Origin of the sequence: Methylobacterium sp. R2-1, assembly GCF_014191355.1 — a bacterium.
Lineage (GTDB): Bacteria > Pseudomonadota > Alphaproteobacteria > Rhizobiales > Beijerinckiaceae > Methylobacterium.
Window position 1 is genome coordinate 222,270 of the sequence record NZ_JACHWM010000010.1, and the last position, 12,976, is coordinate 235,245.

Here is a 12,976-nt window from a genome sequence, read left to right on the forward strand (position 1 = left end):
CGTGCGAGGCGGCGCGCACGCGCTTCCAGGCGTTGTGCCACGCAGAACGACGCTGGCCTCGACGCCGAGGAAGTGGCGGAGGACGACACCTTCCTCGGGAACTTTCCGCGGGCTTCCAGCCATCTCGGTTTCATCCACAACGCGCCGATGCTCGGCCTCTACGAGCATGGCGGCCGCGCCGAGGTTGGGGGGCACCGACGCCGACCGCTCGTTGCGCGAGACCGAGACGCGCCGGGCGCCCTGTATCGACGGGGCCGAGATGGGAGAGTGAGAACCGGAATGACCCGCATCGGTTACCATGCCTCGCACGAGCAGCACGCCCCCTCCGCCCTCCTGCACCACGTGCGGGCAGCGGACGAAGCGGGGTTCGCCTGCGCCATGTCCTCGGAGCACTTCAAGCCGTGGAGCCGCGCACAGGGGCATTCGGGCCATGCGTGGTCCTGGCTCGGGGCGGCCATGGCGATGACGCGCCTTCCGTTCGGCATCATCACCGCGCCGGGCTACCGCCACCATCCGGCCGTGCTCGCGCAATCTGCGGCGACCCTGTCCGAGATGTTTCCCGAGCGTCTGTGGCTGGCGCTCGGCAGCGGCCAGCGCCTCAACGAGGACATCACCGGCCTGCCCTGGCCTGAGAAGGCCGAGCGCAACGCGCGGCTCTCCGAATGCGCCGCGGTCATCCGGGCGCTGCTGGCCGGCGAGACCGTGACCCATCGCGGCCGCGTCACGGTGATCGACGCGCGGCTCTACTCGCGGCCGAAGACCCCGCCGCTTCTGATCGGCGGGGCCACCACCGCGGCCACCGCCCGCGCCCTCGGCGCCTGGGCGGACGGCCTCGTCACCGTCGGCATCGAGCCGGACAAACTGCGCCCGGTGGTCGAGGCCTTCCGCGAGGGTGGCGGCGCGGGCAAGCCGGTCTTCCTCCAGACCAAGGTCTGCTGGGACCCTGACCCGGCCCGCGCTCTCGCGGAGGCGCACGCGCAGTGGGCGAGCAACGCCATTGAGGGCGAGGTCAATTGGGAGTTGCCCCGTCCGGAGGATTTCGAGACCGCCGCCCGCTTCGTCCGGCCCGAGGACATGCAGGCCTGCGTGCGGATTTCGGACGATCTCGGGCAGCACGCCGCCTGGCTCGCGGAGCTGGCCGAGATGGGCTTTGCGGAGATCTTCGTCCATCAGGTCGGTGCCGGTCAGGAAGCGTTCATCGACGCCTTCGGGCGCAGCGTGCTGCCCCAACTCGGCGACTGACGCACGAAGGTGCGGACGCCGCTCGGGATCAGAACAGCAGGCCGGCAAAGCGCCCGCGGCTGCCAGCTCCGAACACGCTCTCGAGCACGGCCCAGGTCGAAGGGCTGAGACCGTGGTCGCTCCGCAGCCGGCGCGGATCCGCGCGTTCGAGCCGGTCCATCTCGCCGGTGCATTTCTGAAGCGCGAGCCCTGCCTTTGCCGTCATCGGTATGGGCCGCTGCCCCTTCGTCGCGTCGAGTTCGAAGCGCAGGCAGGCCGAGAGATCCTCTTTCAGGTCGTCGAAGGGAGCAGCCTCAACGCCGGCGGAGGGAGCCAAGACGAGGGGAATGAGCAGGGCGGCGGCACGAACGAACATCAAGGCCCTCCGGGCACGGTCGGCTGACGACGACAACGCACGGATCGGCGTTTCGCCGCACGGGGGAGACCGGTTCGGCAGCGGCTCCGCATTCCTACATCGCGTCCGGGGCTCCGCTCGCTTGTCCACGCCGGAACAGGAAGACCTGACGCCCTTCGCCCGCCAGCGCCGCGGCGCCCTGGCGCCCGCAGAGCCAATCGCGCACCATCGCCGCGGCAGCAGGCGAGACCGCCGGCTTCCACAGCCAGATGTCGCGGGCCTCGTCGACCCCGTGTTCACCAAATAAGGCGGCGGGCGCGTCCTCCGCCGCTCCCACCGACCACGCGGAAAAATCGGCGCCGAACTCTTTGACGTAACTGATGAACTCGAACTTGATCTGCTGAACGCTGTAGCCGGTCATCGACGCCCCCTCACGCGGGGATCGGCGCGATGCGGCCGGGCTCGGTGCGGCGGGCCTGCGCCCGGGCGGCGCCCTCGCGCTTCTCCTCTGCCGACATCTCCTTGATGATCTCTTCGAGTGCGTTGAGCGCCGTGCCGACGCCGTGCCCGGCGGCGAGCGAGAGCCAGGCGAAGGCTTCGATCCGGTCGCGCTCGACCCCGATCCCCTGGGCATAGAGATGGCCGAGCCGGGCCTGGGACGGGTAGTGCCCGGCTTCCGCCGCGCTCCGATAGAGGGTGGCGGCGCGGACGGGATCCGCGGGCAGGCCATCGCCCTTCGCCAGCAGGGTAGCGAGGTTGTAGGCGGCCATCACGTCGCCGCTCTCCGCCGCCCGTTCCAGCCAGCGCGCACCCTCGGCCCGGTCCTGCGCCACGCCCTGTCCCATCGCCAGCATCGCGCCAACATTCGTCGCGGCCGGGCCGTGGCCCTGCTCGGCGGCGCGGCGATACCATCCGAAGGCTTCCGTCAGAGAGGCCGGTACGCCGGTCCCGCCGGCATAGAGCGCGCCGAGCCACGCCTGCGCCTCCGGGTCGCCCGCCTCGGCGAGCGGCTCGAAGACGGCGAGTGCCCGGTCGTAGGCGTGGGCCTGGAAGGCGGCGACGCCCTCGGCGAGGGCGGGCGTGGCCAGGGTCTGGGCAGCAAGGCTCATGAGGCATCTCCCAAGGAATCAGCAGCCGCGGCCCTGGGCCGTGGCGAAGAGAGGGTACGTATCCGTGGCTGCGGGCCGCGCCCGCACGCGGGCGGCGATTCTTTGCTGCAGCCACAGGCCCGCGGCGTTGGCCGAACCGGAGAGAGCCGTCTGCGCGGCGATGGCGGGCGCCATCCGGGCGGCGATCTCCGCCTGCCACGCCGCCCAGGAGGCGTCCCGCGAGGCTTCTCGATCGGCCTGCGCAGCACTCTCCGGGCCGAGAAGTCCGATCCGCAGCAGCGTCTGCCCCAGCGCCGTCGGCTGCAGGATCACCGCGCAGGTCTCGCCGCGCGCCTCGATCAGGACGAGGTTGGGAAAGTGGACGGCGATCGCCGCAGTTTCTCCGGTCGCGAGGCGTCCGGTCAGATGCAGGCTGTCCGGCGCTTCCGCGAAACGGTCGCCCTCGGCCAGCGCCTGTGCGGCGAGCTTCCAATTGGCAGCAAACTCCACCCGCCGGGTCTCGGCGGCGAAGGCAACGAGCCCCTCGGGCGGCGCTTCGGGCGGAGCCGCCTCGCGGTCGAGGTTGATCCGCACCAGCGGCCCCCAGGCGTGGGCGGCGACCGGCAGCAGCCGCTCCGGGCGCAGGCCGAGATACTGGTGCATCGCCGGGGTCGGCCCGTCAGCGCCGGCCGGCAGCACGCTTCCGTCGCGGCTGTAGCCGCAGGCAGTGAAGGAGCAACCGGTCTTGGTGCCGGTTCGACATTGCAGCGGCACCGCGCGGCAGCCGCCGTGCTGAGCCTTGTTGAAGCGCCCGACGAGGCCCCCCTCGGCCTCGCGCTGGACGTGGATGCCGTGATGGCCGGCGGTGAAGGGCAGGAGATCGCCGGGCGAGGGAATCTCGGTGCCGAGGCCGATCGCCAGCCACGAGCGGGTCCAGACCGCGTCGTCCTCCAACTCCGCGAAGGCGAGCGCGCGGTAAGCCGCCGGCGGCAGCAGGCGCGGCGCGCTCGGGTCGAGGCTGTCCGCGAAGAAGGCCGGGTCGGCGAGATCGAGCCCCTCGGCGCGATGGCCGAGATCGGGGCGGTCCGGCACGAAGCCGGCGGACGCAATGGCGAGGACCATGAACGCCTCTCACGCTTCTCGAAAAGGGGTCGGTGGCAGCGCAAGGGGGGCTGACGGCGCTGCCACCGGGGCTCCGCCCGAGGTAGGCGAGGACGGAGCGTCTGAGCGGTCCCCGCCGTGGCGGGGACCAACAGGCCCTCAGGCGGGCAGCGGCTCGCCGCGCTCCTTGCGGCTGCGGTGCTCCATCGGCGTCGGGTCGTAATCGGCCCGGCCGCGATGCTTGAAGGCGCTGTCCGGCGGAGCCGGCAGGGGCCCGTCCATGGAGAAGCGGTCGAGCACGTTCTTCGTCAGCCGCGAGATGTTGTTGTCGCAGTTGTTCCACGGCAGCGAGCCGCAATAGGCGATCGAGGAGAAGGCGAAGCAGGCGCCGCCGTTCGGGGTCTCGTGATAGGCGATGTCGCCGCGCACCCGAGGATGGGTCGTGCCGTCGAGGCCCTGCTGGTTGAAGCCGAAATCCTCCATGACGAGGAGGTAGGCCTCCGTGTGCCGCCCGGCCGATGTCGCCACCGTCAGGGTGTGCGGGGGCGAGCCCAGCATCGTGTCGACGATGTCGAGTTCGAGACCCGCCGCGCCACCGCCGACGAGACCGAAATTGCCGAGTTTCTCGTCGTAGTCGATGCCCTCGAAGGCCCAGGCGACGCGCTGGTCCAGGCTGTCCGGCGTGCGCGAAAAATAGCTCGAGACGTCGAAACCCTCGGACGACATGCCGACGCCGGCCACCGAGTGGAGGTAGCGCCCGCGGAAGCGCCACATGCCGCCGAGTTCGCCCGTGCTCTGATGGTAGTACTCGCCCGGATCGGCCCGCCAGGTGCGGATGCCGGATTCACAGCGGCGCATCTCGGTGACGACGCCGCGGCCCTTGTCCTCGTAGCCCGGATGATACGAGTGGACCCAGTACCACGCGTCGGCGCCCATATACATAAGCCGGCCGCCGCGCTGGGTGTAGTTGTGGAGCGCGTCGAGCTGGGTGCCGGAATTGTGCTCCGGATGCGAGCCGGTGATGATGACGTTGTAGTTCTCGATCCTCGCGAGTCCGTCGTAGGTGATGTCCTCGTCGGTGAAGACGTCGTAGTCGTAACCCATCGTCTCCAGCCAGTAGATCAGATGGAGGTCGGCCGGGTATTGCCACGGCGCTTGAGCGAGGAAGTGGTCGTATTTCGGCCGGATCGACAGGATCGGCCGCAGGCGCGACGAGATCGAGATGCCGGTGCCGTCGGTGTGGGTGTCGTAGATCGAGCCGCCGTATTCGCGGTGCTCGGACAGGAACATGTTCTGCTGCTGCATGATCGGCACGCGGTAGACGAACAGCTCCGCGCCGCCCGCGTTGCAGGCCACGTGCTCGTTGGCATAGGCCATGTAGCTGATGGTCGGCACCATCACCGCGATCTTGGCGGTCTCCTGGCCGACGCGCGGCACCACCCAGAACGGGATGAACTCCTCGTCGCCCTCGCTCGTGGTCAGCTTGGCGGCGTAGAACCGGCTCTTCACGCCAGTCTCCGGCACGACCCAAGCGAAATCCGAGGTCCAGCGGGCGTCGTCTACGTCGTCGTCGTGGAAGCTGATGGCGCCGTATTCCTGCGGTGCGTGCTTCCAGTCGAAGTTCTGGCCGGACCAGTTGTAGCCGGTCATGCCGCGGTTGGGGCAGTTCACCAGGCTCGCGTCGAAGCGATAGGGACCCTCGTCCTTACAGGTCAGGGTGTCGATGCCGACCGAGAAATTCCAGGCCGCGACGATGCATTCGGAGAGCTTGCCGGTCGGGCCGGCATTGCGCCTCTCGGTCAGGCCCGGCTGGGCGCCGGCTTTCATCATCTCGATCTCGGCGCGCGAGAGCGCCCGGTTGCAGATGCGCGGGCTGTCGAGCTTGCCATTATATTTGCCGGCAAAGACCACGCCCGCCGGCTTCGAGGAGGCGGCGAGCGGATCCTCCGGCGCCAGCCGCTCGACATAAGCGCCGAGTGCCACGGGGACGGGGGCGTGGGCGATGGCGACCTTCAGGCTCGCCTCGACCGGGGCGATTTCGGGATCAAGCGCGTAGACGACTTGCGGCTCATGGATCAGCGTGACGGCACCGGTGGCCGCATCGAAGGTCGCGGCGCAGAAATGCCACGCATGGTCGCGCAGCGGTACACCGGTGGTGATCCGGTGCTCGTTGATGCGCAGCTCCAGGCAGCCCTCCTCGTTGATGAAGAGGCCGTAGCCGCACTCGTTCGACCACTTGGTGACGAGGCCCTGCGGCCCGTGCTTCCAGTAGCGAGGATGGGTCTTGGGCGCGGTCGGCCAGATCCAGCACTGGAGCGTGAAGCTCTCGACGTGGAAGGGCTTGGCGTCCGGAACGTAAGCGTAGGAGCCGCCGTGAATGACCTGCTTGCGGCCCTGGTAGCTGCCGTTGACCGCTGCCTCGACCGGCTTGTCGATGTAGCCGGGCCCGCGCGGGTTGGTGTCGCCGTTGATCATCTGGACGATCTCGACCTTGTACTCGGACGGACCGTCGCAATTGACGTAGAACTGGATCGTATCACCGGGATGCACGCCGAACTTGTCGGCGTAACCGGTCAGCCTCATGGTGGTCATCGGGTCAATCCTCTGGGGAGCGTCTCTGGTCCACGCCCCGACGTTGCGCGCGTCCTTGCGCGAGGGGCGCCGGGAGGCGCGTGCGGCCTCCCGCTGATCGACGTGTTTTCAAAAATCCGGCCGCCTCAGGTAATCGGCCAGTTGTCGTCCTTGCGCTTCCAGCCCTCGTGATAGTCTTCCGGGAAGCCGTAGCTGTCGGAGAGTTCGTCGAGGCGCATCAGGAAGATGTCGTGCTGGATCTCCTGCTCATCGGTGTAGACTTTGTCGCCGACGAATTCGGGCGGCACACCGCGGATGCCGGAGAGCCGGGCGATGCGCCACTCCGCATCAACCCGCGTGCAGATCACGATCAGCTTCCCCTTCGGGCTCTCGCCGCGCATGCGCAGCAGCACCCGCTTGAGCACCGGGTCGGCATGGACGCCGCCGGTCACCACCGTGGTATCGCCCGGCGTCTCGCACAGCAGCACCGAGTTGCCGGCCACCCCCTTCATCGAGTCCATGCAGGCCTTGTGCGCGTCGATCAGGCGCTGGCGTTCGGGCGTGCCCTTCTTCGGGATCGGTTCCATCGTCGTCGCTCCTCGTGATCCCGGCCGCGCCTTTGCGGCCGGACATGGTTGCGGGCTTCATGTGCACCGCCGGTGCAATCCGGCGGGCGGCCCGTGCCGGCGGAGCCACGATGCTCCGCTGAGAAGTTGATGTGCTGACAAATTCGTTCATGATATTCGGAGTATCTGATCCGAATACATTGATCGCCTTTGTTGATCTGACTTAATACTGTTCCACTCTGTCGGTCAAGCAGAGTTTTCTTGCCAGGAAACGTTTTTTACGCTGATCTTGAACGTTTCTGCCGTCATCGCGGGCATCAGCGAAGCGATCCAGCGGCGCGATCTCTCCCGGATAGGACAGCGCCCTGGATTGCTTCGGCTCCACTTGGCAATGGCGGCGTGGCCAAGGGCTCAGATCGTCATGTGCCGCTCGATCAGTTCGTCGGTCATCTCACGGATCGGCCCGCGGGCGACGACGCGGCCGTTCTCCATCATCAGGAAGGCGTCACCGAGCTTGCGCGCGACCTTGATGTGCTGCTCGGTGAGGATCAGCGTGATGCCGAATTCCTTGTTGAGCCGCCCGAGCGTCTGGCCGATCTCGGCGACGATGTTGGGCTGGATGCCCTCGGTCGGCTCGTCGAGGAGCAGGATGCGCGGGTTGGTGGCGAGCGCGCGGGCGATGGCGAGCTGCTGCTGCTGGCCGCCCGAGAGTAGACCTGCCTTCCGGTGCAAGTTCTGCGCGAGGTAGGGAAACAGGCTCAGGCAGAGTTCCGGCACATCCTGACGCCCGTCGGTGCGGGCGAAGGTGCCGAGCAGGATGTTCTCCTTGACCGTGAAGTGCGGCAGGATCTGGCGCCCCTGCGGGATGTAGCCGAGGCCGTACTTGGCCCGCACATGGGTCGGCGCCTTCCCGATCGGATCGCCGTCGATCCGGATCTCGCCGGAGGTCCGGTCGGTCAGGCCCATGATGGTGCGCAACAGCGTGGTCTTGCCAACGCCGTTGCGACCGAGCACGCACAGGCACTGCCCCTCGGGCAGGCTGAAGCCCATCTCCTTCAGGATCGGCGTCTTGCCATAGTAGGAAGTCACGCGGTCGAGATCGAGCAGCATCGTCAGACCTCCGGCTCGCCGAGATAGACCTCGCGCACCCGCGGGTCGTTCTCGATGTCGCTGAGCTTTCCCTGCGCCAGGAAGGCGCCCATGTGCATCACCGTCACCACGTCGGCGATCTGCCGGACGAAGCCCATGTCGTGCTCGACCACGATCAGGGTGTTGGTGCGCTTGAGTTCGTTGAGGAAGACGATGGTCTTCTCGATCTCGGACTCGGTCATGCCCGCGACCGGCTCGTCGAGGAGCAGGATCGCCGGGTTCTGCATCAGCACCATGCCGATCTCGAGCCACTGCGTCTCGCCGTGGGAGAGGAAGCCAGCCTCGGTCTCGAGACGGTCCTTGAGACCGGTGAGGGTGGCCACTTCATCGAGCTTGGCCGAGAAGCCGGCGGGGCGTCGCCGCAGCATGTTGCGGAACGGATTGACCTCGCGCGAGTAGGCGACCTCGAAGTTCTGGCGCACGCTCAACTCGCGGAACACCGCCGGCACCTGAAATTTGCGCCCGATGCCGCGCTGGGCGATCTCGTGCTCGCTCAAACTCGTGATGTCATCGCCGCGCAGGACTATGCTGCCGGAGGTGGGCTTCTGTCGCCCGGTGATGAGGTCCATGGTGGTGGTCTTGCCGGCCCCGTTGGGGCCGACGAGGCAGCACAGGGTCAGTTCGGTCACGTCGAGGCTGAAGCCGTTGATGACCTTGGTGCCGCCGAAGCTCTTGTGCAGGTCGCGGATTTCGAGAACGCCCATGGCTGGTTGGCTCCCTTACTCGCCCGCCGCCGGGGCACCGGAGATCGCGTGCGGCAGGTCGGGCCGTGCGTGCTTGCCGGGCTGGCGCGCGAGCGCGCCGAGCACCTTCTCGAGGAGCCCCGCCAGCCCCTTGGGCAGGAAGCGCACGACGACGATGAAGAAGGCGCCGAGCATCAGCAGCCAGGTCGCGAGGAACTGGTCGCCGAGATAGCTCTGGCCGCCCTGGATCAGGAAGGCGCCGAGGATCGCGCCGAGCAACGACAGGCGCCCGCCGATCCCGGCCCAGATCACCATGCCGATGCTGAAGGTGGTGTCGAGCTGGGCCGGTGAGACGTACTGGATCAGCATCACCCAGAGGCAGCCGGCGAGCGCGGCGATGAAGCCGGAGATCGCGTAGATGCAGGTCTCGTAGAGGGCGACGTTGTAGCCGAGGAAGCGCACCCGCTCGGGGTCGCCGCGCAGCGCCTGGACGACGAGGCCGAACTTGCTCTGCGTGAACAGCTTGGCGCCGACCGTGGTGACGATGAGCAGGCCGCAGACGATCCAGTAGGCGGTCGGGCTGTAGGGGTCGATGTCGGTACCGAACACGCTGAGCGGTGAGGGCGGCGAGATGCCGTTGGCGCCGTTGGTGTAGGGCTGCATGTCGAGGATCAGCGTGGCGAAGGCCGAGAGCATCGCCAGCGACATGATCGCGAAGAACGGCCCCGAGACCCGGGCGCGGAACATCAGCGTGCCGAAAACGACGTAGAACAAGGTCGGCACGATCAGCGCCAGCAGGATGCCGCCGCCGGTGCTCCAGAACGGCTGCCAGAACCAGGGCAGGTGTTCCAGGCTGTTGTTGAGCATGAAGGGCGGGATCGGGTTCGATTCCGGATCCTGCGACTGCATCTGCATGGTCATGGCCATGCCGTAGGCAGCGAGCCCGAAGGCGATGCCCTGGCCGAGATTGAGGATGCCGCCGAAGCCCCAGCACAGGCTGATCGAGAGGGCGAGCATCCCGTAGATGCCGTAGACGGCGAACTGGTTGAGCAGGAAGCCGTCGGAGACGAAGGCCGGGATCAGAGCAATGCTCACAAAGAACAGCCCGTAGACTGCCCATTGCGCCGGCTTGCTATGGTAGAGGTTGCGCGTCGTCATCTGCGGGTGAGACTCTTCTGACGGGCGGAAAGAAGGGGGAGGCCGGCGGGCCTCCGAGAGGAGCGATTCATCTGCGGCCTTTGGCGACGGCGAAGAGGCCGCGCGGGCGGAAGCGCAGGAACACGACGATCAGCACGTAGAGGAGAAAGCGCGCGAAGGTGTCGTTGGTGATGAAGGCAAAGACCGACTGGAGTTCGCCCGTCAGCCCCGCCGCGGCGACGCTGCCCATCAGCGTGCCGCCGCCGACCACCACCACGAGGAAGGCCTGCACCACGTAGGCCGTGCCCATGGTCGGCAGCACGATCGCGAGCACGCCGAACAGCGAGCCGGCCACGCCCGCAAGCCCAGCGCCGAGCGCGAAGGTCGTCATGTAGACCCGGTCGGCGTTGATGCCGAAGGAGGCGGCCATCTCCTTGTTCTGCATCACCGCGCGCACCTGCATGCCGAAGCGGGTGCGGTAGAACAGGTAAGCCGTGCCCGCGACGATGAGCGCGGTGATGGCGAGCACCACGAGCCGGAACACCGACAGGCTGGCGAAGCCCACCTCGACGTTGCTCTGGAAGATCTCGGGCACGGCGATGTATTTCGGGTCCGAACCGAAGATCAGCCGCACGCCCTGCATCAGCACCAGCGACACGCCCCAGGTCGCGAGCAGCGTATCGAGCGGGCGGTTGTAGAGGTAGCGGATCAGCCCGCGCTCGATGACGAGTCCCACCAGAGCCACCACGGCGAAGGAGGCGGGCAGGCAGAGCAGGAACGGCAGGCCGAAAGAGGATTGCAGGGCGTATGACGTGTACGCGCCCAGCATGATGAACTCGCCGTGGGCCATGTTGATGACCCCGACGGTGCCGTAGATGATCGTAAGGCCGATCGCGGCGATGAGCCAGATGCTGGCGATGCTCAGGCCCAGCACCAGGGCATTGGCGAAAGGTGCGATGTCGAGGGACGTCACGGGACCTCCGTGAATGCGGAGCCCGGCCGCGAAGAACCGCGGCCGGAGCGGTTGCGCGGGGGCGTCAGATGACGTTCTTGCGGCTCTTGCCGTCGGGGGCGACGAGGCCCGTGGCGGTGCATTTGCCGGCATTCGGGTAGATCGAGTACGGATCGGGAGCGACGTGCTCTTTGGCTTCCGAGACGATCTTGAAGCTGCCGTCCGCTTGGCACTGGCCGATCTTCGGCTTGAGCCACGAATTGAAGTTGTCGCCGTCGATCCAGATCAGGCCTTCCGGCGAGACGTCGTCCTCGACCCGCACACCGCCGCTGACGTCGCGGATCATGCGCGAGGTGACCTCCTCGACATTGCCGGTCTTCTTGATCGCCGCCTCGAGTCCGGCCTTGAACACGTAGGCCGAGAGGTAGGTCTCCTCCATATTGTAATGGGTGGAGCCGTTCTTGCCGTACTTGCTCTTGAGGAAATTCTCGACGAACTTTTGGTTGGTTGGGTTCTCCAGTGACTGGAAGTAAGGCGCCGACAGGAAGTGTCCGGCGCCGAAATCGGCACCCATGGCCTTGGTCTCGATCTCACCGGTGGTGAGCGAGGCGATCGGCATGGAATCGACCTTGAAGCCCTCCTGCTTGAACTGCTTGTGGAAGGCGATGTCGGAGGCGCCGACGACGGTCGAGAAGATGAAGTTCGGCTTGGCGTCACGGATCTTGCCGAGAACGGGCCCGAACTCGGAACTGCCGAGCGGGATGTACTCCTCGCCGAGCAGCTCGCCGCCGGCCTCCTGGAGCCAGATCTTGGCGTTCTTGTTCGACTCCTTCGGCCAAACGTAGTTCGAACCGACGAAGAAGACCTTCTTGCCGAAGTTCTTGACCATGTAGGGAATCAGATCCTTCGAGTGCTGGTTGGCCAGCGGACCCGTGCAGATCGTGTTCTGGGTGCACTCGGCACCCTCGTAGCAGGTCGGATAGTAGAGCAGGCTGTTCTGCGACATCACCACCGGCAGGATCGCCTTACGGCTCGCCGAGGTGTAGCAGCCGAACAGCGCAATCACCTTCTCGCGGATGATGAGTTCCTTAGCCTTCTCCGAGTAGACGTTGAAGTCCGACTTGGCGTCGACGATCACCGGCTGAATCGGATGCCCGGCGATACCACCGTTCTTGTTAATCTCGTCGATGGCGTACTGCATCACGAGAGTGGAGTCTTCCTCCGGCACCGCGAGCTGGCCGGTGAGGGAGAACAGTAGGCCGACCTTGATCGGCTCACCCTTCTTGAGCGTCGCACCCCAAGCCTCGCGCGCCGTCGGTAGCCAGAGATGCGGTGCGGCGATCGCCGCTGCGGCAAGGGAAGACTGCTTCAAGAGCTTGCGACGCGTGAGGTCCATGTCGATCCCCTTCTTTGCTGTGCAATTGCCTGATTTTTGAGCGGATACTGGGCTCTCTGCTCAAGAAGTAATTCTTGTTTCTTCCAGGGAAACGCTACGGCGCTCTTTCGCAGCGCGTCAAGAGCGTATTTCCTTTGAGGACATTTTTTTTCTTTCCAGCAATGGCAACCATGTCCACCGCCAACGCTGAACCGCATCGTGGCCCGCTTGCAAGCACGATGCCGCAAAATCCAAAAACCCCAAATTCGCAGTTGACCGTACAGGAACTTCAGTGTCAGCCTAGTAGAGCAAGGGATATGTGATCAAAAATTACGCAAAAGCACGAGCTTTGATCACATTGCAAAAGAATCGAACCAGCCAAGGGCTTCGGCCTACGGTTGTTAAAAGTTCGGTCAAAACCAGAAATCGGACATCTGCTGTTGCACGGCACTTGCGAGGCGTGCGGCGGCATCGTGGGCCGTGGAAGCCGCCGGATTGCGCACCGCACAATCCGGCAGCTCTCAAGGTCAGCGAAGTCTAGATCGCAACGGGTTAAGTTAAGGGGATGACGTGATGCACGGCGGTGGATACGGGAAGGAACCAGGGACGACTCGCTCGGAACAGCGAGGACGGCATTGTGGATGGGCCGCCGGCGCGCTGCTTGCGGCGAGTCTTGCGGGTGTCACCGGAGCGCTGGCGCAGCAGCCCTCGCCGGTGGGCCAGTTCAACGATCAGACGCAGCCGCGTACCGATCCCCGCATCGCCGAAAAGCCCGCCG

The 12,976-nt window shown here is 66.4% G+C and carries 12 protein-coding genes and 1 pseudogene; 2 read left to right on the forward strand and 11 right to left on the reverse strand.

What is annotated here, in order from left to right:
* The first annotated feature begins 279 nt into the window (after positions 1-279).
* Positions 280-1,242: a TIGR03885 family FMN-dependent LLM class oxidoreductase gene (locus FHU13_RS15745; protein WP_183436796.1), complete on the forward strand. Its 963-nt coding sequence runs from the start codon at positions 280-282 to the stop codon at positions 1,240-1,242.
* A gap of 28 nt (positions 1,243-1,270) precedes the next feature.
* On the opposite strand, the gene FHU13_RS15750 is transcribed toward FHU13_RS15745, so the two are convergent.
* The 11 genes from FHU13_RS15750 to FHU13_RS15800 all read right to left on the reverse strand — a co-directional run bounded on the left by FHU13_RS15750 (position 1,271) and on the right by FHU13_RS15800 (position 12,219).
* Positions 1,271-1,597, reverse strand: coding sequence for a hypothetical protein (locus tag FHU13_RS15750; protein ID WP_183436797.1), 327 nt, complete (start codon positions 1,595-1,597; stop codon positions 1,271-1,273).
* Positions 1,598-1,691: 94 nt separating this feature from the next.
* Positions 1,692-1,997 carry a hypothetical protein gene (locus FHU13_RS15755; protein WP_183436798.1) on the reverse strand — a complete coding sequence of 102 codons (306 nt, stop codon included), beginning with the start codon at positions 1,995-1,997 and terminating at the stop codon, positions 1,692-1,694.
* Between the two features lie 10 nt (positions 1,998-2,007).
* A complete protein-coding gene (locus tag FHU13_RS15760; protein WP_183436799.1) occupies positions 2,008-2,685 on the reverse strand; it encodes a tetratricopeptide repeat protein in 678 nt (225 codons plus the stop codon).
* 18 nt (positions 2,686-2,703) lie between these two features.
* Positions 2,704-3,786, reverse strand: a complete 1,083-nt coding sequence (locus tag FHU13_RS15765; protein ID WP_183436800.1) for a hypothetical protein — start codon at positions 3,784-3,786, stop codon at positions 2,704-2,706.
* A gap of 138 nt (positions 3,787-3,924) precedes the next feature.
* On the reverse strand, positions 3,925-6,357 hold the full coding sequence (locus FHU13_RS15770) for a N,N-dimethylformamidase beta subunit family domain-containing protein (RefSeq protein WP_183436801.1): 2,433 nt from the start codon (positions 6,355-6,357) through the stop codon (positions 3,925-3,927).
* Positions 6,358-6,482: 125 nt separating this feature from the next.
* Positions 6,483-6,923 (reverse strand): N,N-dimethylformamidase, small subunit, encoded by a 441-nt coding sequence (locus FHU13_RS15775; RefSeq protein ID WP_183436802.1) that lies wholly within the window; start codon positions 6,921-6,923, stop codon positions 6,483-6,485.
* Positions 6,924-7,313: 390 nt separating this feature from the next.
* On the reverse strand, positions 7,314-8,012 hold the full coding sequence (urtE, locus tag FHU13_RS15780) for an urea ABC transporter ATP-binding subunit UrtE (RefSeq protein ID WP_183436803.1): 699 nt from the start codon (positions 8,010-8,012) through the stop codon (positions 7,314-7,316).
* Positions 8,013-8,014: 2 nt separating this feature from the next.
* Positions 8,015-8,755 (reverse strand): urea ABC transporter ATP-binding protein UrtD, encoded by a 741-nt coding sequence (gene urtD, locus FHU13_RS15785; protein ID WP_183436804.1) that lies wholly within the window; start codon positions 8,753-8,755, stop codon positions 8,015-8,017.
* Between the two features lie 15 nt (positions 8,756-8,770).
* On the reverse strand, positions 8,771-9,892 hold the full coding sequence (gene urtC / locus FHU13_RS15790) for an urea ABC transporter permease subunit UrtC (RefSeq protein ID WP_183436805.1): 1,122 nt from the start codon (positions 9,890-9,892) through the stop codon (positions 8,771-8,773).
* 67 nt (positions 9,893-9,959) lie between these two features.
* The gene (gene urtB / locus FHU13_RS15795) at positions 9,960-10,844 is read right to left on the reverse strand and encodes an urea ABC transporter permease subunit UrtB (protein ID WP_183436806.1); all 885 of its coding nucleotides are present in this window, start codon (positions 10,842-10,844) and stop codon (positions 9,960-9,962) included.
* Between the two features lie 64 nt (positions 10,845-10,908).
* Entirely contained in the window at positions 10,909-12,219 is a 1,311-nt protein-coding gene (locus FHU13_RS15800) for a transporter substrate-binding domain-containing protein (RefSeq protein ID WP_183436807.1), read from the reverse strand.
* A 552-nt stretch (positions 12,220-12,771) separates the two neighbouring features.
* Here FHU13_RS15800 and FHU13_RS27835 point away from each other — a divergent pair.
* Positions 12,772-12,976, forward strand: a pseudogene (locus FHU13_RS27835) (porin); the annotation flags it as partial.

What these genes read in the sequence shown, in the direction of transcription:
- FHU13_RS15745 (WP_183436796.1), top strand. Translation starts at nt 280, where the DNA reads ATGACCCGCATCGGTTACCATGCCTCGCACGAGCAGCACGCCCCCTCC.
- FHU13_RS15750 (WP_183436797.1), bottom strand. Translation starts at nt 1,597, where the DNA reads ATGTTCGTTCGTGCCGCCGCCCTGCTCATTCCCCTCGTCTTGGCTCCC.
- FHU13_RS15755 (WP_183436798.1), bottom strand. Translation starts at nt 1,997, where the DNA reads ATGACCGGCTACAGCGTTCAGCAGATCAAGTTCGAGTTCATCAGTTAC.
- FHU13_RS15760 (WP_183436799.1), bottom strand. Translation starts at nt 2,685, where the DNA reads ATGAGCCTTGCTGCCCAGACCCTGGCCACGCCCGCCCTCGCCGAGGGC.
- FHU13_RS15765 (WP_183436800.1), bottom strand. Translation starts at nt 3,786, where the DNA reads ATGGTCCTCGCCATTGCGTCCGCCGGCTTCGTGCCGGACCGCCCCGAT.
- FHU13_RS15770 (WP_183436801.1), bottom strand. Translation starts at nt 6,357, where the DNA reads ATGACCACCATGAGGCTGACCGGTTACGCCGACAAGTTCGGCGTGCAT.
- FHU13_RS15775 (WP_183436802.1), bottom strand. Translation starts at nt 6,923, where the DNA reads ATGGAACCGATCCCGAAGAAGGGCACGCCCGAACGCCAGCGCCTGATC.
- urtE (WP_183436803.1), bottom strand. Translation starts at nt 8,012, where the DNA reads ATGCTGCTCGATCTCGACCGCGTGACTTCCTACTATGGCAAGACGCCG.
- urtD (WP_183436804.1), bottom strand. Translation starts at nt 8,755, where the DNA reads ATGGGCGTTCTCGAAATCCGCGACCTGCACAAGAGCTTCGGCGGCACC.
- urtC (WP_183436805.1), bottom strand. Translation starts at nt 9,892, where the DNA reads ATGACGACGCGCAACCTCTACCATAGCAAGCCGGCGCAATGGGCAGTC.
- FHU13_RS15800 (WP_183436807.1), bottom strand. Translation starts at nt 12,219, where the DNA reads ATGGACCTCACGCGTCGCAAGCTCTTGAAGCAGTCTTCCCTTGCCGCA.